This window comes from Paenibacillus sp. FW507-14B1B, from assembly GCF_058781425.1.
In genome coordinates, this window is the sequence record NZ_JBYSWS010000002.1 from 682,358 (window position 1) to 702,267 (window position 19,910).

General features: G+C 44.6%; 20 protein-coding genes and 1 tRNA gene. 6 read left to right on the forward strand and 15 right to left on the reverse strand.

The annotated features are described in order from the left end of the window. Positions 1–75: 75 nt before the first annotated feature. Positions 76–837 (reverse strand): divergent polysaccharide deacetylase family protein, encoded by a 762-nt coding sequence (locus AC3WJJ_RS11440; RefSeq protein ID WP_492542021.1) that lies wholly within the window; start codon positions 835–837, stop codon positions 76–78. 163 nt (positions 838–1,000) lie between these two features. Then, positions 1,001–1,084 (reverse strand) — tRNA-Leu (locus AC3WJJ_RS11445). Positions 1,085–1,258: 174 nt separating this feature from the next. Here AC3WJJ_RS11445 and AC3WJJ_RS11450 point away from each other — a divergent pair. Further along, positions 1,259–1,684 (forward strand): YhjD family protein, encoded by a 426-nt coding sequence (locus AC3WJJ_RS11450; RefSeq protein WP_492540632.1) that lies wholly within the window; start codon positions 1,259–1,261, stop codon positions 1,682–1,684. A gap of 105 nt (positions 1,685–1,789) precedes the next feature. On the opposite strand, the gene AC3WJJ_RS11455 is transcribed toward AC3WJJ_RS11450, so the two are convergent. The 4 genes from AC3WJJ_RS11455 to AC3WJJ_RS11470 all read right to left on the reverse strand — a co-directional run bounded on the left by AC3WJJ_RS11455 (position 1,790) and on the right by AC3WJJ_RS11470 (position 3,628). After that, entirely contained in the window at positions 1,790–2,119 is a 330-nt protein-coding gene (locus AC3WJJ_RS11455) for a carboxymuconolactone decarboxylase family protein (RefSeq protein WP_492540634.1), read from the reverse strand. Between the two features lie 78 nt (positions 2,120–2,197). Then, positions 2,198–2,413, reverse strand: coding sequence for a hypothetical protein (locus tag AC3WJJ_RS11460; RefSeq protein WP_422657628.1), 216 nt, complete (start codon positions 2,411–2,413; stop codon positions 2,198–2,200). Positions 2,414–2,600: 187 nt separating this feature from the next. Then, complete coding sequence (locus tag AC3WJJ_RS11465) at positions 2,601–2,930, reverse strand: hypothetical protein (RefSeq protein ID WP_492540636.1); 330 nt, start codon at positions 2,928–2,930, stop codon at positions 2,601–2,603. A gap of 125 nt (positions 2,931–3,055) precedes the next feature. Continuing rightward, positions 3,056–3,628 carry a xanthine phosphoribosyltransferase gene (locus AC3WJJ_RS11470; protein WP_492540638.1) on the reverse strand — a complete coding sequence of 191 codons (573 nt, stop codon included), beginning with the start codon at positions 3,626–3,628 and terminating at the stop codon, positions 3,056–3,058. Positions 3,629–3,802: 174 nt separating this feature from the next. Between AC3WJJ_RS11470 and AC3WJJ_RS11475 the strand changes: the two genes are divergently transcribed. Then, entirely contained in the window at positions 3,803–4,846 is a 1,044-nt protein-coding gene (locus tag AC3WJJ_RS11475) for a YkvI family membrane protein (protein ID WP_492540640.1), read from the forward strand. 129 nt (positions 4,847–4,975) lie between these two features. Here the strand turns inward: AC3WJJ_RS11475 and AC3WJJ_RS11480 are convergent, their stop codons facing one another. From AC3WJJ_RS11480 to AC3WJJ_RS11490, 3 genes are read right to left on the reverse strand one after another with little or no spacing between them, the layout of a single operon-like run. Beyond that, positions 4,976–8,176: an AAA family ATPase gene (locus AC3WJJ_RS11480; RefSeq protein ID WP_492540642.1), complete on the reverse strand. Its 3,201-nt coding sequence runs from the start codon at positions 8,174–8,176 to the stop codon at positions 4,976–4,978. Then, on the reverse strand, positions 8,173–9,486 hold the full coding sequence (locus AC3WJJ_RS11485) for a metallophosphoesterase family protein (protein WP_492540644.1): 1,314 nt from the start codon (positions 9,484–9,486) through the stop codon (positions 8,173–8,175). The genes AC3WJJ_RS11480 and AC3WJJ_RS11485 overlap by 4 nt, the downstream gene beginning before the upstream one ends. A gap of 15 nt (positions 9,487–9,501) precedes the next feature. Beyond that, positions 9,502–10,626, reverse strand: a complete 1,125-nt coding sequence (locus AC3WJJ_RS11490; protein ID WP_492540646.1) for a glycosyltransferase family 4 protein — start codon at positions 10,624–10,626, stop codon at positions 9,502–9,504. A gap of 106 nt (positions 10,627–10,732) precedes the next feature. Here AC3WJJ_RS11490 and AC3WJJ_RS11495 point away from each other — a divergent pair, with 106 nt between their 5' ends. Further along, entirely contained in the window at positions 10,733–11,881 is a 1,149-nt protein-coding gene (locus AC3WJJ_RS11495; protein ID WP_492540648.1) for a GGDEF domain-containing protein, read from the forward strand. A 69-nt stretch (positions 11,882–11,950) separates the two neighbouring features. Here AC3WJJ_RS11495 and AC3WJJ_RS11500 read toward each other — a convergent pair whose 3' ends face one another. Genes AC3WJJ_RS11500 through AC3WJJ_RS11510 form a run of 3 tightly spaced genes read right to left on the reverse strand, consistent with a single transcriptional unit; the run spans position 11,951 to position 15,103 of the window. Beyond that, the gene (locus AC3WJJ_RS11500) at positions 11,951–12,751 is read right to left on the reverse strand and encodes an HAD family hydrolase (RefSeq protein WP_492540650.1); all 801 of its coding nucleotides are present in this window, start codon (positions 12,749–12,751) and stop codon (positions 11,951–11,953) included. Between the two features lie 31 nt (positions 12,752–12,782). After that, positions 12,783–13,562 (reverse strand): pseudouridine synthase, encoded by a 780-nt coding sequence (locus tag AC3WJJ_RS11505; protein WP_492540652.1) that lies wholly within the window; start codon positions 13,560–13,562, stop codon positions 12,783–12,785. Further along, positions 13,559–15,103, reverse strand: coding sequence for an RsmB/NOP family class I SAM-dependent RNA methyltransferase (locus tag AC3WJJ_RS11510; RefSeq protein WP_492540654.1), 1,545 nt, complete (start codon positions 15,101–15,103; stop codon positions 13,559–13,561). Before AC3WJJ_RS11510 ends, AC3WJJ_RS11505 begins: the two co-directional genes overlap by 4 nt. A 139-nt stretch (positions 15,104–15,242) precedes the next feature. Here AC3WJJ_RS11510 and AC3WJJ_RS11515 point away from each other — a divergent pair, with 139 nt between their 5' ends. From AC3WJJ_RS11515 to AC3WJJ_RS11525, 3 genes are all read left to right on the forward strand, one after another. After that, positions 15,243–15,767: a thioredoxin family protein gene (locus AC3WJJ_RS11515; protein ID WP_422657639.1), complete on the forward strand. Its 525-nt coding sequence runs from the start codon at positions 15,243–15,245 to the stop codon at positions 15,765–15,767. Further along, the gene (locus tag AC3WJJ_RS11520) at positions 15,764–16,228 is read left to right on the forward strand and encodes a PCYCGC motif-containing (lipo)protein (protein ID WP_492540657.1); all 465 of its coding nucleotides are present in this window, start codon (positions 15,764–15,766) and stop codon (positions 16,226–16,228) included. The genes AC3WJJ_RS11515 and AC3WJJ_RS11520 overlap by 4 nt, the downstream gene beginning before the upstream one ends. 147 nt (positions 16,229–16,375) lie before the next feature. Then, positions 16,376–17,245, forward strand: coding sequence for a helix-turn-helix domain-containing protein (locus AC3WJJ_RS11525; protein WP_492540659.1), 870 nt, complete (start codon positions 16,376–16,378; stop codon positions 17,243–17,245). Positions 17,246–17,379: 134 nt separating this feature from the next. Here the strand turns inward: AC3WJJ_RS11525 and AC3WJJ_RS11530 are convergent, their stop codons facing one another. Genes AC3WJJ_RS11530 through AC3WJJ_RS11540 form a run of 3 tightly spaced genes read right to left on the reverse strand, consistent with a single transcriptional unit; the run spans position 17,380 to position 19,758 of the window. Next, on the reverse strand, positions 17,380–17,826 hold the full coding sequence (locus tag AC3WJJ_RS11530; protein WP_492540661.1) for a DUF309 domain-containing protein: 447 nt from the start codon (positions 17,824–17,826) through the stop codon (positions 17,380–17,382). Beyond that, the gene (yjbM, locus tag AC3WJJ_RS11535; RefSeq protein WP_492540663.1) at positions 17,816–18,637 is read right to left on the reverse strand and encodes a GTP diphosphokinase; all 822 of its coding nucleotides are present in this window, start codon (positions 18,635–18,637) and stop codon (positions 17,816–17,818) included. Before yjbM ends, AC3WJJ_RS11530 begins: the two co-directional genes overlap by 11 nt. Positions 18,638–18,663: 26 nt before the next feature. Further along, positions 18,664–19,758 carry a quinone-dependent dihydroorotate dehydrogenase gene (locus AC3WJJ_RS11540; RefSeq protein WP_492540665.1) on the reverse strand — a complete coding sequence of 365 codons (1,095 nt, stop codon included), beginning with the start codon at positions 19,756–19,758 and terminating at the stop codon, positions 18,664–18,666. Positions 19,759–19,910: the final 152 nt, after the last annotated feature.

The following is a 19,910-nucleotide window of genomic DNA, read 5'->3' on the forward strand; positions in this document are numbered from 1 at the left end:
TTTATTCATGGATCATAATACAAAAAAAGGGCGTGTTCACTCCAATCGAGTAAGCCGCCCTTTTCCTGTCTAAATCTAAAACAATGGTAGAGGATTCGGAGTCCAGCCAGATCTCTCCTGTACCAATTCTTGAATCCCTACGAACTGCACCTTCTTTTGAAGCTCAGGGATCAATCCCTGAATGCCAGTCGCTGTCCGTTCACCAAATACCCCAACATGCCCTATAGTAATGCAAGACTTATGTGTCTGTGCGTGCTTCGCTGCACTGTTCAGCTGTTTCGTAACATGCTGGACGGTGTGCACATCATCCAAAAAAATGTCATTCCCGATATTCGGCAGCCCTTTCTCGGCAGCCACTCGGCCAGCAACAGAATGATAATTTGTTTTGCTATCAATAAAGAACAGGCCGTGCTCCTTGCACACATCAAGTACAATGGACATAATCCGCTCATCGCCCGTGATTTTGGAACCCATATGATTATTTACTCCTACCGCATGAGGAACCTGAGCTATAGCCTCTTCCATGCGTTTACGAACTTCTTCATCCGTCATTTCACTTGTAATGGCACCAGGCCCGAGCCAGTCTGCTTTGCCTTGTTTTGGTTCCATTGGCATATGGATAATCACATCATGCCCCATCTTATGAGCTTGTTCAGCGTCACTTTTACTCGTCGGTAAGAATGGCATGACTGCAACTGTGATTTTGATCGGCAGACTCAGCATCTGATCCGTTCCCTTTTGCCCATTACCAAAATCATCAATAATAATGGCAAGCTTAGGCTTATCCACCTCATTAGCCTCAACTTCTTGAGGAAATACACCAGTCAACGACAGCATCAATATTGCAGTACATACCACGGTTAAGTATTGCTTCACATTTCGCATGGAATTCTCCCTTCACGATAGATCCTGTTCTATAGTGTTTGAGAAAGCGGCAACAAATATGTAGTTAAGCATACGAAAAGAAGACGTCTCCCAGAGGGAAACGTCTTCTTCATAATGCGGTCGAGAGGACTCGAACCTCCACGGGGGTTAGCCCACACGGACCTGAACCGTGCGCGTCTGCCAATTCCGCCACGACCGCGTATTGTTAATCACTGCATCAAGTACTCGTTGCGGCGACAAGATATATCATATCACGCTAAATAAATGGAGTCAACATTTTTTTAGTTCTTGATTAAAGAATCGAAATCAGGTTAAAATAAGAACGTAAGTTCGTATTATGTACTCAACTTCTAAATAAAGGCGGTGAGCATGTATGGCAATGACGGGAATTACTTCAGAAGAACGCGCCCTAATCAAAAGCTATTTGCTCCTCATATTCATCCATAAAGTCTTTGAACGAGACTGCCGAATCATTCAGGAAAGCGGTGTGTTTAAGACCCCACAGCTATACGTTGAGATTGTAGGTAATGGTGCCAAGAGAGCAGCTATTTTACTCCGTGAAGTGAAACAAGAATTTATGAAGCGCACGATCAAAGTATACAACATTCAGCGAGGGGTGAATGGAATTGAGGCTCGGTATGCCTGTCGTGGATATGTGGGAAGTATGGAACTATTATGGCCTTCCTTCCGCGAGGAAATGATGTGCCGCATGCGTGCTTATCTTGGGCTGACACCCATAAATACCGAAGCTACCTCGCTCTCTTCTCCAGAGCATTCACATCTTAGCTTAAGTCAGTGAATTACCTTAATGCTCTTATATAACGAAGAATAACCAAACAACCGTCTCCTCACCAGCTTACAGCCGGTAACCAGAGACGGTTGATATGTTTGGCTTGTTCTGCATCTATTGTAAGTTAGGCTGAACACGCATTATTCCTTGGGCTAATGCATGCCCAGCACTGGCGGCTGAAGCAACAGCTACAGCTTCCATAATCTGAGCATCTGTAGCACCCTTCGATCGCGCTTCTTCCATATGATAATATGTGCACAATTCATTATTGGCGAACAAGCCAATACCGAGCGCTATAAGCTGCTTCGTCTTTTCATCGAGCTCGCCGCCTTGAAAGCAGACTCCTGTAAACTGATGATACGCTTCTGCCATCTGTGGCATTGCTTCTTTGAGATGCAATATCTCATTTTTGTACGTACTAATTTTATCACTTGATAAATCCATCGTGCAGGACACCTCACTCATTAGTCTGGTTTCCCGATTAAGGTGTCCTGCCTGGTCTAGATCTATGCCTCTGTCTTCTTATGCCAACGGGCTTGTCCGAGGTTCTTCATACAGCTGGTAGCTGTATCTTCGATCAAGCTTCACAACACGACGGTTACGTCTACGGATAATGACATGCTCAGGATCCCAAGCAACAACGATACCTGTCACATCATTACTTTCCAGATCATCCCGAACCACACGAACACGATCCCCCGATAAACGCAGTTCATTCAACCGTTCATCACTTATCATGATTACATGCTCCTTTCGTACAATGTCGTTATTGTCAGGCGAGGTGTTAATATACGAAACGACAATTTCGCTAAAACGATTGTTCCCCAATTTCAAAAAGAGACCTAAATAGAATCATTTAGGTCTCTTGAGTGTGATATGGTTTAACATGAACACTCTGACAAAATGTTACTCTCTTGTTTAACGACTAGCGCTGTGCAGGCTCGATGCTATCATTCTTCTCAAACCAGAAATCAAGTACAGTTGACGACATGACTCGTTTCTCAACATAATCCACCTGCTGCGTTGTGAATTGTTGTCTCCAATCATAAGAGAGCTCCTCGCACAATCCAGCGATCGTTAGTAGTTCAGACCAAGCAACATAGCGCTTATACCAGAAGAACTGAGGATGTTCAATCATATAGGGATAAAGATCATCAAACTCCGTATGTTTACAATCCAAAGCACGTTCAAAGTGTACCTTCGCACCATTTAATTTCTCAATCAAAAACGGCTCGGTTACCGGTTCTTTCCCCATTGTGTTGCCTCCTCTCTCTTTCCTACCCTTTCATTATAAGACAAAAAAACGGGTCCGAAAAGAAGTTGTTAAGATTTTAGGCTTGGTTACATAAAAAAAGAGAATTAAGAATTTATTCCTACCAGCTAGTCCCCAAATGTGATCTTTCCGTCTTCTAGAGAAGTGATCTGAACAAGCGATTCCACTTCAATTCCCTGTTCGCGAAGCGTCCTTGCACCTGCTTGAAAGCTCTTTTCGATGACAACACCAAGACCTACTAGTTCTGCACCTGCACGCTCAATAATTTTGATCAATCCACGAGCTGCATCACCATTTGCAATAATATCATCAATAAACAACACCTTATCGGTCTCTCCGATAAATTGGCGGGACATCATGATATCGGTGACGATGCCTTTCGTGAATGAAGGAACCCGTTCACACAAAGCATCTGGATCGGCTAGCAGTGTTTTTTTGCGCCGTGCAAACACCATAGGCACCCCTAGCTCTAGCGCCACGGCAAAAGCAACGGAAATACCGGAAGACTCTAATGTGACGACTCTAGTGATACCCTTGTCCTTGAAACGAGCAGCAAATTCCTTGCCCATCTCCATCATTAATGCAGGATCCACCTGATGCGTCAGCAGTGCGTCGAGTTTAACAACCTGCTCCGATACGACCACGGCTTCTTCTATAATCCGCTTCTTTAACCAATCCATTATATATGACCTCCCACGACAATCCTTTGTCGTAAAAGTACCATATTAGCACTGGTCCGGCAAGTCTATAATCACAGAAGATCCGGACAAGATAGAGTCATGTCCTAGGACGAGAAGGCATACCTTGTACTAATGCAGTATGAGTGTAATCACTTCGAATAAGGAGGCTTCTCTGTGAAAAATCGGGTTCGCGTCTTCCAGATTGCTTTTACATATATCGGGACGATCGTGGGTGCAGGGTTCGCTACGGGCCGTGAGATTTTACAATTTTTCACCCAATATGGTCACTTGGCAACCGCAACTATACTGATCTCTACTGTCCTTTTTATTTGGCTAGGAACCAAAATTATGACCTTATCCAGAAAGATCGGTGCAAAGTCCTATGAAGATCTAAACAAACATTTATTCGGGGAACGTATGGGAGGCTGGATCAGTCTCGTCATGCTAGTGATTCTGATCGGAGTAAACTCCATTATGCTGGCAGGTGCTGGATCGGTATTTATGGAGAATCTAAATCTTCACTACCAAACAGGCTTGATCTTAACGATGATCGGAACCTTTTTCATTCTTCGAAAAGGCATTCAATCCATACTATATATGAATAGCCTTGTCGTTCCGATGATGCTAATCCTATCAATATTGATCATTTCTCAGACCATGAAAGCACCAGGTGCAACCAAGTTCCTCACCCTGACAACAGAACATAGCCTCCCTACCGTTTGGCTTGCTCCCTTGCTTTATACTGCCTTTAACTTAGTGATGGCCATGCCGGTTCTCGTGCCTCTCGGCAGTCAGACCGGTAGCGCTAGAGCTGTCAAATGGGGAGGAGTGATTGGTGGAGCTGGAGTTGGCTTTATGCTTATGTCAGCACATTTTGCCTTGTCAGCACAAATGCCGGGAATTACTCAATTTGAGATACCCATGGGTAATATCGCCAATCAGCTCGGCTGGTTCGTACAAACCATATATATCATTCTCATCTTCCTTGAAATCTTCAGTACCTTCGTTGCCGATATTTATGGAATCACACTCCAACTACAGCAAAGAACTTCTCTGTCACGACAGACCATTACTATTGGAATCATGCTGATTTGCTATTTCTTCAGTCAGTTTGGATTTAGCTCGCTGCTTAGCGTACTCTATCCGCTGTTTGGATGTCTTTGCTTCTTTTGGGTACTTCGACTAACCATCTTTGGTTTCGTTCCTACGCGTAAATAAACAACTACTGTCAGTCACGCTAAAGTGAAGTTCAATAATGTTCTATACAAAAAGAAAACAGCAGTCCATCCAAGGATTCACCTCTTAAATGGACTGCTGTTCTTACCGTGTTAAACCATCCTAATACATCTACATCCGAATCAGTTGCACTGCCGGATAAAGCTCTCTGATACGTTCTACTACATGTTCATGACAAGTCATCATTATAATCTGTCTCGAAGATGATACTTCCGATAATAGCTGAAGCGCATAGCTCAACCTCGCACTGTCAAAGTTAACAAAAATATCATCAAATACCATCGGTATAGATTCTTTATGCGGCATTAGCTCAGCAAGTGCAAGACGCATCGCAAGATATAATTGCTCCGCCGTCCCACGACTAAGACGGGAACTTTCGATAACCGCTCCATCTTTCTGCTCAGCTAGCAGCATCTGATCACCCATTCGCATTAGTACGCGAATATAAGCGCCACCAGTCAGTTGAGATAGGTATCCAGAGGCAAGTCTTAATACATGAGGCTGCTTCTCTTCTTCATAGAATTTTCTAGTCCTGCTGATCAGTTCATTCCCGATCGAACGAATGGCATATTGTACAACAATGTCTTTCAGCGCTGCTTGTTTTTCCTCCAGCTGCTGAAGCGCATCCTCTTGAACGCCCTTTTCTTCAAGATTCTCTTTCTCCTGTAATAAACGGCCCCGACGTTCTTGCAGCTCATCTCTCAATATCTCGTCTGCTTCAGTCAGTTTTTCCTTTTCATTACATAATCTTTCTAACTCCAGTGCATCCGATTGTCCTAGAATAAATTCCAGTTGCTCCCGTTCATCCGAATTCCAACCGCTGAACATTACAACTTCACCATGCCGAATATTCCGTTCCAATTGTTCCGAACGAATGGCTGCTGTACCAAGCCGAAGGAACTCTTCCTCTTGCTCGACTCCACTCGCTGTCAACAAATCATTCATCTGTTCCTGTAGTCTATTTCTATCACTACTTACTTCCTGCTCCTCGTTCCATAACTCAGCTATACGAGCAGATAAAAGCTTTCTTTCATGAATGGTGGTCTTGTAGCTATCCCATTCCTTATAGATGGCTTCCAAATGAGGTACCTCTGTTGATTCGGTTACCCCCATCTCACGCCCAATAAGAAGACACTCTTCCTCATAATGAGCCTTCTCTTTAGAAAGACCCTCTAATTTCGCAGCTAATTTCTTCAATTGTCTTATCAACTCATTGCCTTGTTCAGCCCATCCTAGGATATCCATTACCGCTTCCGGAGACAACTGATTCGGTAAGGATTTCTCCAGCAACCAACTCTCCCATTGTTGTTCCAGCTCTAAGAACCGCTGTTCTTCCTGCTGTATTACCCGCTGAATATGCTGCAGTTCGAAGCGCTGCTGCGATACGCGCTCTTCAGCTGCATTTACTTCAGCCGTCAGGCGTTGAAGTCGTTGCTGCCAGGACTGCCATTCATCCATCATTTTCCGTATCTCTCGCAGACGCGCTTCCATCTGGACTGGATCTACAAGATAATTATGACTTCTTGTTAGTCCCCGCCGAAGTGTCATCTCGCCCGCTGCAGCCGCATACGGATCGTCAATAAGTTCAGTAATCAGGCTTGAAACCTCTTGCTCACCAGCTGCACCATTCTCGCCTACTCCCCCCGTAACACCCGATAAACCTAATCCATCCCTTGATTTTTGACCAGTCCACCATATATAAATATCACTCGCAAGGAGCAGCACAGCTGACGCGATACCTGCCTCCGGAGCTCCTGTCCATAACAATACTGACGGCAACAGAATCGTAAGGATCGACATTCCTAATAACAATGTACGATATTGCGGCGACATTGCTTTAGGTAGCTGCGGTTCACGGAAGTTTGAAGCGTCTGCACTGGACCTTGTTAATCGAGCCTCCCGCCACCGTTCAGCTTCAAGCTGTAGCTTGCTCCAGATCGTCAGAATCTCGCGAGGTCCAGACGGCTTGATCATGAAGAAATGAGACTTTCCGTTTTCTGTTTCTTCCTGGAAACTCCGCTGCGTCTCCCGCAAAGAAGATTCAGCAGCAGCTAATGTTCGTGTTGCCCCTCTATGTTCAAGAGATAATGTCTCCATCCTACGATCATATCCTGCGAACGAAGCGCCCATTCTGCGGATTTCTTCCCGCTGAGCAGCAGACACTTTTAACGAAGCCAAATGACTCGGAGTCCAAGAGTCATCAATATCCTGCAAGATACGGTAGAGACGGTCTTCCAAAATTTCAAATTCAGATTTCAGCTTTTCTATTTCAGCCTGCCCTGCGATGTAGAGTGGTCTCTTAGACCATATGTCTTCAATAAATGGTCCAAGCTTCTCCAGAAGCGGCTTTTCAGGTAACTGATCTAAATGTATCGAAATATCTGCAACTTCTTTTTGAATCCGTGCTGAGCGTAGTTCCAATCCTTTGTATTCTTCACGCATCATTTCCCATCGGCTCAGCCCATCTAATGGAAAACGGGAACAGTCAGGGAGTGAAGACCATTCAAGTGAATCTTCTTTCCACGCAAGCCAGACCGGCCGGATCTCCATCGCTTTACGAAACAATATTAGGTCCTGTACATTGCTGTGACGCCTTGCCTCGATTGCAGTTAAAGCAGTATCAATCTCGTCCAATTCAGTAATAACCTCATTGTACTGCATCAGATAGGAACCGCTCTCTGCCAGTAAACTACGTAGATGCTCAATATCTTGAATAATTTTAGCGCTTTCCTGCACCCTGCCCCTTGGTTTAAACAGCTTTTCCATTTCCTGATTCAGCTTCCGTTCCGCCTGCACAATTCCTTCCCCACCACCGATACCCGCATGGAATAAATACCGGTTCATCTCTTCGGATTGAAGTGTACGGATTTCTTGTAACTCACTCAGCGAAATGGCAAACAGCTGACGAAACATATGCTCAGACACACCACGGAGCAAATCACGTTCAAGTTCTTGAACTCCAACCTCCTGGACCAATCCCTCACTGTTTCGGACCGTTACATGCAGGCGCTCCATTTTACTACCACCTGAAGCACCATCAGAGGAACCGCTGTACCGCCGGATCACCCAGTTCCTTCCGTTCTCATCAAGCAGTGATAGTTCACCGCCGTGAACCCCTCCACTTAACGGTTCCCCACGCTGTGCAGAATGAGCTCGACCCGGGAAACCATACAGCATAGCACGGATGAAATAAAGAATACTGCTCTTACCTGCCTCATTAGGTCCATACAAAACAGTGAATCTGCCGTTCAACTCCAATTCCCGCTCATGAACAGCACCGAAACCACGGATATTCAGCTTCTGTATCTTCATACCGAAGCACCCCCGGCTTGCTGATCATCATCAAGCAGCAGCATTACCGTAAGCTCCATGGCCCTTCGCAGCCATTGCTTCTGCTCTTCTGATGCAATTTCTGAGAGCAAATGTCTAATTTCGGCTTGTTCCATCAAAGGCTTTAGAGCATGATGTATGACACTATCTCTTCCTGTACCTCCATCAAGCTGAACCGCGGCTAACCGCAGCATTTCCCCCATAAAACTATCTTCCTGCAGCAGCCGCTCCATCTGAATTTCCGCTCCCGATTCGAGACTGAAACGCTCAAGCCAGACAACACCTGCAAAGCCAGCTACACCTGCTCGATTGTCTTCCCTCCGGCGCAGTTCAGTAATCATGTCATCTAAAATATAACCATCTTCTAACTTACGATGAATTTTCCCTCTGCCCGTTAGACGTATTCGCACCATACTAAGACCTGAATCATAAGAACTTGCTATACTAGTAAGTCGTTCCTCTATATACAACCGTAATTCCTCAGGGTCTTGAAAAGGGTTGATAGGAACCTCTAACACACTCCAACGAACAGAATCCAGCTCTTGAAATTGCATGTTTACATTGCCGGTCTCATCCACATCCACCACATAACAGCCCTTCGGACCGGTTTCACGAATATGTCTTCCTTGAATATTGCCCGGATAAACAATATGTGGAGATTCTTGTAGAATCCTGCGAGAATGTACATGCCCAAGCGCCCAATAATGATATGCTGAACGGATTAAATCCTTCTTCGTGCATGGTGCATACGTTTCATGATCCTGATTGCCATCAACATTCGCATGAAGCAGTCCAATATGGAACAAATCCGAGTCATGATTTCTTCTGCTGTATTGAAGGGAGATGTTCTCCTTCACCTTCGATGTCGGATAAGACATCCCCGTGATGACAGCAACCTTCTGTCCGTCACAACGACGAAATCCACTAACCGACTCAGACTCTGGCCCAAAAACATGTACGCAAGGCGGCATGGTCACTGCAAGCCTCGGACTATCGAGTGGATCGTGATTTCCATGAATAATAAATACGGAGATATGTTCTTTATCTAGAACTTTAAGCGCCTCTGTAAAACGAAGCTGCGCTCGTAATGAGGTATTAGCACTGTCATAGATATCTCCGCTTATAACGACGAAATCGACCTTCTCCGCGATCGCCAGCTGTACCAAGCGGTCTAAAGCAATAAAGGTCGATTGCTGCAAATGTTTACGAACTCGATCCGTTAATCCAGACATGCCCGCGAACGGGCTGTCTAGATGCAGATCCGCTGCATGAATGAAACGGAAGGGAAGCATGGTATGTCCTCTTTCTCACGATTGATATTTCAAATATAATTTCTTAAGCTCATTAACAGATTTAGCGAGTGAATATTCATTTTTCGCCTTATCCCAAGCTGTACGCGCAAGCTCGTAGCGATACATTGGATCAGCGATTACTTTCTCCAGCGCCTCACTAAGCGCTACATAATCTTCGGAAGGCACTAACAGCCCATTTATACCATCCTCTATTTGCTCTGAGATCCCTCCAACATCACTGCCTACAAGTGCGAGGCAACTAAGTGCTGCTTCTGCAAAGACTGAGCCAAATGCCTCAGCGCGCGATGGAAGCACAAAGATATCAAAGAAAGGCATAAATTCTTCCGGATGAAGGGTGTATCCATAAAATATCGTTTCTTGATAAATACCAAGATCCTTAGCCATATCTTCAAGCTCTTGTCTGGAAGGGCCATCACCGATAATATGAAGTACATAATCATAGCCTTTATTCTTCAACTCTGCACAAGCTTTAAGAAGAATATCCAGACCTTTTGCGGGAACAAGACGGCATACCGTGATCAGCTGAGGAACTTCATTCTCATGCGGAACAGGCTTAAATCGTTTCTCGTCAAAACCGTTTCTTAGAACCTTGATGGATTCAGGTGATTCAACATAGTCAGACAAATAATCCTTAAAGGATCGAGATACAGCAAGAATCTGCTCACTCACGTGTTCTAGCTCCCGGTACAATGAGACGAGAAAACGATGTTCCAAGCCGTTCTCTTCGATCCTTCCATTCAAAATAAGTTCCCGCTCATAACTCGAATGTATCGTCTGGATAAGCGGTGTGTCTGGAAATACCGTTTTCATTGCCAAACCTGCAATCGGATGATGTGCATGGATCAGATCATAGGGCTTCTGAATTCGAAGCCGAATCCACCATATGTAGTCAACGTAAGTTTGTATATATTTACGAACAATAGGGCTCTGCTCGTATTCCTTCCAATCAAAGGTATGAAAAATGGGTTCCTCTTGTCCTTTGTTGCGGATCCTTTTAGGAAGCCAGAACATATCCATGTCCCAGCGTGAAGAGTGAAAGCGGTCCTGCAAGTAAGGAATCATCGAAGAGACGCCTCCCGGCTGTTCAGGAGGGAAAAATAATGCCTGCAGTAGTTTCATGAAGATCTCCCTTTCTGTCTATCTCTTTTCAGACACTTTTAGATTATGATATATTAGAACATATGTTTCAGTAAAGGAAAATAAATCCTATAGGAGTCTGATACCATTGCCGAGCGAACAAGCCATGTTCTCTTCCTTTCCTATCTTTAGCATTACAGCGATATGTGGTGCCTACTTAGCTGTACTCATGCTAATCATGTGTCTGTTAATTTATAATAAACAACGGAAAAAAGCATATATTTACATGGCTGCCGCGTTCTTCTTTATTATGACATATGAAAGTCTGAACATCCATCAGGCATTCTCAGGTCAAGCTATTTTGGAGGCTGCTACACGTCCTCTTCAGCTCTATTCCTTTGTTCTGCTCAACATGTCAGTGCTTCTCCTGTATCGACGTATCCGTCAGGTGAGATACTGGCTTCCTGCTATTACTGCTTCACTATTAACGGCACCTATTTTACTTCCAGATTTTTTCAACCCTCGATGGACGAACCTTTATCTAGACCTGTTTGAATGGATTACGATATACATAGGCTTCACCAAGATAGCACCTCGAATTGGTCAGCGATTTAAATATGCCATCGGATTAAGCATATATGCACTTTCTGCGTTCATTCATAGTATTCAGCGCTACACCATAAGTGAGCATGGACAAGAATGGTTATCCTTTGCTGGTGCAGTCCTGCCCATTGTCTTTTACAGCATCATATTCTTCATGTTAATTCAACGCATCATTGAATTAATGCAGTCGATCTATCGTTCTTCGATCACCGATGGATTAACTGGATTGTACAACCGCCGATTTTTCATGAAAAATCTTCATCATTACGTCGCACAGCAACTAAAGGTATCCGCCATCTTCTGTGACATCGACAACTTTAAGAAGCTCAATGATACGGAAGGACACGCCCGTGCGGATGAAGTCTTGAAACAAGTCTCCAACATATTGGAGGAAGAGCTTGATGGAATCGGACTTACAGGACGGTATGGAGGCGAAGAGTTAGTCGCGTTGGTTGTGAACCGAGGAACACGGGTCTCTCAAGTCGCCGAGAGAATTCGTTCCCGTGTTGCGGAGGAGACCATAGTAACCATCAGTGTCGGCTATAGTTCTCTGCGAAAAGGCGCGGATGGTGATGCGCTAATGAAACAGGCAGACCAAGCAATGTATATCTCCAAGACAAGCGGAAAGAACCGAGTAACTGCATACCGCAGCACCTCCTCTCGATCATCCACGTCACATGAAGCAGCTACCTAATATTTAAACCGCGCACAAAAAAGTCTCCACTTCCCGTCGAACGAGAGGAGGAGACTTTTTCAATTCAGATTAAGACAAGCAGTACTTCACTAACGCTTCATGCACACCATCTTCATTATTCGATGCAGTTATCGCATCTGCCGCCGCTTTTACTTCAACGGGGGAATTATCCATAGCTACTCCCATACCAGCAAACGTCAACATCGTAATGTCGTTATAATAATTGCCGATCGCAAGAACCTCTTCCGGCTTGACTCCGCGTTTAGCTGCCAGCTGTTTCAGTGCGTTCCCCTTAGAAGCTTGCTCATGCATCAAATCCACAAAATACTCACCGCTGCGAAGCATATTGAATACAGGTGTCCATTTGCTCCATTCTTGGAATAGTGCATCCAGATCCGCCACTTCGCCAAACGCAGTAAACTTCACGACCGGTTCAGTAAGTTCCTCCCAAGTTGGCAGATTAGATGGAAGCATCAGAAAATTCTCATACATATGACGAACAGGACCTGCCAATGTGTCTACGTTATCGACGTACATTTCAAATGCTGTGTTCACGTCAAAGTGAACTCCCTTACTCCGGCAGTAATCCATAAATGGATCCAAAGACTTCTTGTCCATCTCGAATTGATGAATAATCTTCCGCGTCTCCACTTCTACTGTAGCGGCTCCATTATGACTGATAACATAACCGCCTAAACCCATTTTCTCCATAAAAGGAATGGTGTTCTGAGGTCCGCGTCCGGTACAAAGAACGATCTCAATTCCTTGTTTCGAAGCTTCCATCACCGTATTCATCGTCCGCTCTGTCATCTTGTGATCATCATTTAACAATGTTCCATCCACGTCGAGTGCTACCAGTTTATAAGTCATGTCTCCACCCATCCTTTATGTGTATAATTCTCTATTTAGTTTGATTTAACGGGTCTACATTCTGTAATTTCCCAAGCATCGCTAGCTCATCTACGGTGAGCTCCCGATAAGATCCGATTGGAAGTGACTCATCCAGTATGAGCTCCCCCATTCGAACTCTTTTTAGATAAATAACTTTCTTACCAACCGCCTCAAACATTCGCTTCACCTGATGGAACTTGCCCTCATGAATCGTCAGCGATATTTTAGATAAAGGTCCCTCTTCCCGCTCCCCCGTTGATAACACCGTCAGTTCTGCGGGAAGTGTTACATAGCCATCATCTAACGTGACTCCTTGAGAGAACTGGATGATATCCTGTTCCGTGACAAGGCCCGCAACATCCGCCTCATATGTCTTTGGCACATGTTTTTTTGGAGATAAAAGCTCGTGTGCGAGCTTGCCATCATTCGTGAGGAGCAGCAGTCCTTCCGTATCTTTATCCAGCCTTCCAACCGGAAACGGCTCGTAGATCAGATAAGACTTATCAAGCAGATCCAGAACAGTCCTGTCTCTCATATCTTCTGTTGCTGAGATAACTCCCGGTGGTTTGTGTAGCATTAAATATATAAACTCCCTATATAGGACCTTCTCTCCTTCAACTTCAATGGCATCTGAATAGGGGTCCACATGCATCCCTGGATCTTTAGCAAGGGTACCATTCACAACGATTCCGCCCTGCTTCACCATCTTTTTCAACTCAGCACGAGAGCCGTAGCCCATATTGGAGAGTACTTTGTCCAGCCTTTGGGTTGTTCTACCCTTAGCACTCATATTGATGTCCACCTCCAGCCTGCAGGATACTCATTTTTCAGTATTCCGGGCTGCTGCCATTTACCCCAACCAGCCGCATACCCATCTATACATACTAACACATACCCTTTAGGCTCGGCGACTGACTTCCTATTAATCCTTTCGGCAGGAATCTCTAACGTTTCCCCTTTGAGGTACCGGACAGCTTCGCCATCTGCTGAAGACAGATTTACCGATCTACAAGCTTCATAAGGATGAAGCGCGGTTGCAAGCGGATGTCCGGGCACGAACCGACCATTCTTGATCTGTCCCATATACCATCCAGCTCGTACCGTCTTTAGACCTTTCAACCGGCTCTCTGGCAATGGGGAGAGGTATATATTATTTCCATACATCACAGGATGCCCTGAGGAGATATCCAGATGTAACTGTTCACGCACAAATTCATAAAAAGGCTCAAGCGAATCCACTTCCTGCCCTTTACGAACTTGCTCGTTCTGACTACGTCCATGTTTATGGCCAGCATTCCTTTTATCTTTTCGAGGAGAGTGACCTCTTGCCTCTGACCGTTGTTCTATTTCAACTTCATTCATATTCATATAATCCGTCAAGTCACCGTCACGCTGAAGAATGGCCATGAAATGCCCTTCCCCTTTAACACGATGCGGCCACAGTCTACCGGTTCCTACCGTCTGTTGAATAAATGGATTAGCACCTTCTCCAGTTAATTCTGCCTGCTTCTCCAGCCACTGCGCTTCACCTGCCGAGAACCACTCGGAGTCACCAATAGGGACTACTGAAAACTCCGAATGGTCCTTCAGAAAAGCAGCAATCATCCCTTCATTCTCTTCTGGAGAGAAGGTACATGTGGAATAGACTAGTCTTCCACCAGGACTTAGCATTTTCGCAGCCGAGGCCAATATCTCTTGTTGCATGTCTGCATATTTAAGTGGTGACGACTCTTCCCAGTATTTGAGCATATCTTCGTCTTTGCGGAACATACCTTCACCTGAACAAGGAGCATCAATAAGAATTTTTGTGAAAAACTCGGGAAAAGCCTCTGCAATTCGCTCTGGTTTCTCATTTAGAACGATAGCGTTTCTAACCCCGTACATCTCCACGTTCTTAGCAAGTGCTTTCGTCCGGTCTGGATGCAGATCATTCGTAATTAACAGCCCTGAACCAGCAAGCTTTGCTGCGATTTGAGTTGATTTCCCTCCTGGAGCAGCGCACAGATCAAGCACCCGGTCACCGGGCACCACGGATAACAATTCAACCGGCGCCATTGCACTAGGCTCCTGAATATAATAGAGACCTGCATGATAATAAGGATGACGCCCTGGTCGTACTCCTTCTTCTACATAATATCCTGTTTCAGTCCAAGGTATGGGTTCCAGAGCAAAAGGAGAAATCTCCTTAAATTGTTCCTTCGTAATCTTCAAAGTATTAATACGGATTCCTGCATAGGGTGTTTGCTCATAAGATTGTATAAATGAATCAAATTGTTCGCCAAGAAGCGATTTCATCTTCGCCTCAAATGGCGCTGGAAGTCGAAAAGCCATGTATCTACCTACCTATCCTTTTTAAGTGTGTGAATAACGGATTCCATGATATTCCGCAATGACATTTAATATTGTATAATAAAATACATTAAAAGGGACATGCCCTAATAATACTAATTGAAACGATGGGGGTGAGTAAATGAACGGCAAGAAGAAGAAATACACTGGGCTTTATGTTTTTGGCGGCGCTTTAGTTGTTCTCATTGGATTACTTGCATTTCTAAATACTCAAGGTGAGAAGAGCGAACTGTACGGAGGCAAAAAGGTAGCTGACATGAACCCTGCTACGAAGTTGATACTTGATGATCCTAACTATCAACAAATCATCCTGCCAGATAGTCTTAGCCAAAAAATCGAGAATAAAGAAAGCTTCTTCGTCTACTTCTTCGCATCAGACTGTCCAAGCTGTCAGGCAACTACACCGAAGCTGATGCCGCTCGCCCAAGAAAGCGGAGCATTCTTGCACCAGTACAATTTGCGCGAATTCCAAGATGGATTCAGACAATACAACATTGAATATACACCTACACTTGTATTCTTTGAGAATGGTGTCGAGAAAGAACGTCTTGTTGGTGGAATCACCGCTGAAGCAACGCAAGGCGGAAATACAGCAGAAGCATTTACTGAATTTTTTGATAAATATAAAGGAAGTGTGAAGCCATGAAGCGGTCTTCCTCCCTTCTGATTACAGGAATGATTGGGATGCTTCTACTTTCCGGTTGTGGCGGGAAACAATCAGCAATGTCCTCCCATGATCACGGGCTTGACTCCGAAAGATATGAGACAACTTCCTCAGTCACTGTTATGCCTGAACTTCTATCCGTTTATACAGATAATACGCAAGCCTCATATAAGGCTGTCGGAGAACTTGAGGACATTCTTAAAGAGCTAAAATGCTACTGTGGTTGTATGGATGACGATCAGAAACTGCACGACTCCCTTCACCGCTGCTTCATCGCTGAGAAGAATGAAGACGGGGTGAAATGGACAGATCATGGGGCACAGTGTGGTACCTGTCTTTCTGAGCTTCAGGATGCAAAGCGTTTAAATGATGAAGGCAAATCTGTGGATGAGATTCGTGACTTTATTGATAATAAATACAAAGGAACGGCACCGCAAGTTTAGTTTCTGCTGATTTCATGGAACGAAGATAAGCAAGAAGAAGCGAAGCTCCATAACTCTGGAAGCTTCGCTTCTTTTTAATTTATCCTGACTAGCCATAAGTAGGATCAGAAACATTAGGAATAGAAAATGATTTAAGGATTGATGTAAATGAGCATAAATAATGAGCGGTGGGTCTATCAGCATGGAAACCATTCTAAACTTGTACAACTAGCGGAATTCGTTATGCTGGGTTATGATCGTTTCACCAAGGCAACACCGCTGAGTGATCATATACATGAGCAAGATTACGAAATGGTTTATATTGAGCAGGGGGCTGTTAACTGGGAGGTCAATGGCGAGAGCTATCATACACGTGCGCAGCAATTATTCCGTACCTGGCCTGGCGAAAGACACAGAGCAAGTTTCAACTATATCGAGCCTTGTACGATATGGTGGATTATAATTAAGGACCCGATCCGCTGCTCAGACTGGTTCTCACTCAAGGGTGAGGAACGAGAGCAATTCAATCGAATTTTACAACAGCAACCGAGGATTATATCAGTAGATCGAGCGATTGCGGCTTCCTTTCGTCATTTGAGGAGAATCATTGAATCGACAGAAATAACACTTTTAGAATATCAAGTCCGTCATTACATTCTTGATATTCTTCTTCAACTGGTGAGATCCTCTTTAACGTCAAACCACTCTCCAGATATCCATGATTTCACGATTAGCCTGGCCAGTCGAATAGAGGCAAACCCCGCTCTTAGACTATCAACTGAACAATTAGCCGCTACATTTGGACTGAGTGAATCTCATTTCTATCGTGTTTTTCGAGAAACGAACGGAATATCACCCGCTTCCTATATGGAGCGAGTTCGTATGGACTGTGCCTGTCGAATCCTTCTAGAATCGTCGACTTCTATTACGGATATTGCATTGGATCTTGGATTTAAGACGAGTCAGCACTTTGCAACCGTATTCAAAAAATACATTGGAATGACTCCGAAAGCTTGGCGCCTGATGCATAAGAGCTAGACCCTAAGCTCCTTCTGACATACCTATCAAAAATGCACCCCTTAGAATGCGATGGGCTTACCAGAAATTCGTGGTATTCCATACATTATTCTAAGGGGTGCATTTATATTTCACTACGTAATCACATGGGTTACTTACGAATGCTTCACCGCACGCTTTGGCCCTCGGCGCTGGAACAGGTTAGGCTTAATATCCTCCGAAGCACTAGTAACCATTTTCTTCAGTACTGGGTCCAAAATTTCAATGGTAAGATCATAATATGCAAAGGGCTGCGTATCATAATTTGTTAACCGCTCAGCATAAGTTCGAACCTCATGAACGAGTTTCTCCATATGAATACCTAACTCTTCCGCAGAATACGGTCTTAACCTTACATAGGCACTATTCATCATTTTGATTCCGCCGCGTACATTACCATTTCGAAAATGATATAGTCCCACAGCTACCTGCAACAACCCTTTATACCTCGGGTCCTTATTCTCAGCCAACCAGAGCTCCTCAAGGACCTCATGGCATTCGAAGTAATCCTGATCACGATTGAAATATACCAGGTAAGCAGCGTACAACGGATCATATTTCATGATCGAGGTCTTTCTTTTTTGCGTCAGCTAGTAGCTCCTTGACCTCCAAGAGCAGTTCCTTCACTGCTTCCATATCATGGTCCTGTCCCTCTTGCCAAATCTTATTAAACCGTTCCTGATAGTCAATCGCTTCATTGACCAGGTGAAAGAAGTACAATTGGTGAACTGCCTTAAGGAATTGAGAAGTAATATTGGAGTTATCCTCAAATTGCTTCTGAGCCACCAAGATATCCTCGCGGATACTCGACATTTCATTATCCAGTGTATTGGCAGCCTCTGCCGCTTTTTTCAAACGGCCTCGAATCTCTTCCGGAAGGCTTTCACGGTATTTATAACTTAAAGAATGTTCGATTGTCGCCCAGAAATTCATCGCAAGTGTACGCACCTGAATTTCGGCGAGCACGATTTTCTGACCTAACGCTGTCTGAACCGGATATTCAACAATCATATGAAAACTGCGGTATCCGCTATCTTTATAATTGGTAATATAATCTTTCTCATAAACCACTTTCAAATCTTTTCTGCGACGAATGTATTCAGCGACTCGCCGAATATCCTCTACAAATTGACACATGATGCGGATGCCCGCAATATCCTCTATTCCTGTTTCCAACTGATCCATCGGAACATTAAGACGCTTTGCCTTATCCAGAATGCTAGATATCCGTTTGACCCGTCCGGTCACGAATTCGATTGGTGCATACTCTTCTCGTTTCTTCAACTCAGAGCGCATCGTCTTGAATTTCACTTTCAATTCTTCAACGGCCTGTTCATACGGAAGTAAAAATGTCCCCCAGTCTCTACCGTCCATCAATCGTGCCTCCTGTCTTTAACCCTTTAGCGGTGATTTGCTCCAACTGCTTCAGATATGTGTGCATATCCATCACGTTTAAGCAATTCTCTCAGGCCAGCATGCAGCCTACGATTCACCTCGGGCCCCTCATAGATGAGTGCTGTATATATTTCAACTAAACTTGCACCTGCGCGAATCTTATCGTACGCATCCTGGGCAGTAAAAATCCCCCCTGAACCGATAATCGGCAAGGCGCCATGTGTCTGCTGATATATTCTTGAGACGATCTCAGTTGATCTCTCACGCAGCGGCTTGCCACTAAGACCGCCCGTTTCTTTCGCATTTCCATGGCTTAAACCATCACGAGACAATGTTGTGTTCGTTGCAATAATACCGGATACCCCACTGCGGGAAATTGTATCCACCATAAATTCAAGCTCTTCATTACTCACATCAGGAGCAATTTTGACGAGAACTGATTTTTGCTTCCCATGAATCTGGGCTTGGCGTGACATCTCGTTCATGACCGCCTCCAGTAATGAGGACAATTCACTGCCGTGTTGAAGGCTTCTCAAGTCCGGTGTATTCGGGGAGCTGATATTTACAACAAAGAAATCTCCATATGGAAACAACTCCCGGATACATGCTTCATAGTCACGATGTGCATCTTCATTCGGTGTAACCTTGTTCTTCCCGATATTCACGGCTACTGGAATACGACGCTCCTTGAGACCCGCTAACCTGCGAGCCATTGCCTCTGCACCTTCGTTATTAAAGCCCATTCGATTGATAAGCGCTTCATCCGGAGGTAATCTGAACAAACGAGGCTGCTCATTACCAGGCTGTCCTTTCGGCGTCACGGTACCTACTTCCATAAAACCAAAGCCAATGGAGGAGAACCCTCTAACAGCTTGCCCATTTTTATCTAATCCAGCAGCAAGTCCTACCGGCGTAGGAAAATGCAAACCGAACAAATCAACAGCTAGATCAGGTGTTTCAGTGACTCCGTACATCCCTCTCATAGCAGCTTCAGCTCCAGGGAGCATCACCGAGCGTCCGAGTCCTCCAATGACAAGATGGTGAGCCTTTTCCGGATCCATTTTGAAAAATAAAGGTTTGCCTAAATTACGGTACAGCACATCATTCTTCCTCTCGTGGCTTATAATTTCTCTATCTTTCAGTTTATCCGTTTCTGGCGTAAAAAGAAAGTTTTCTTCATGTATTCGGGCCGCTATCCCCTATCCCTTATTGTAGCATTTCTGGGACAAACCCTTTACAATGTAAGAGAGCA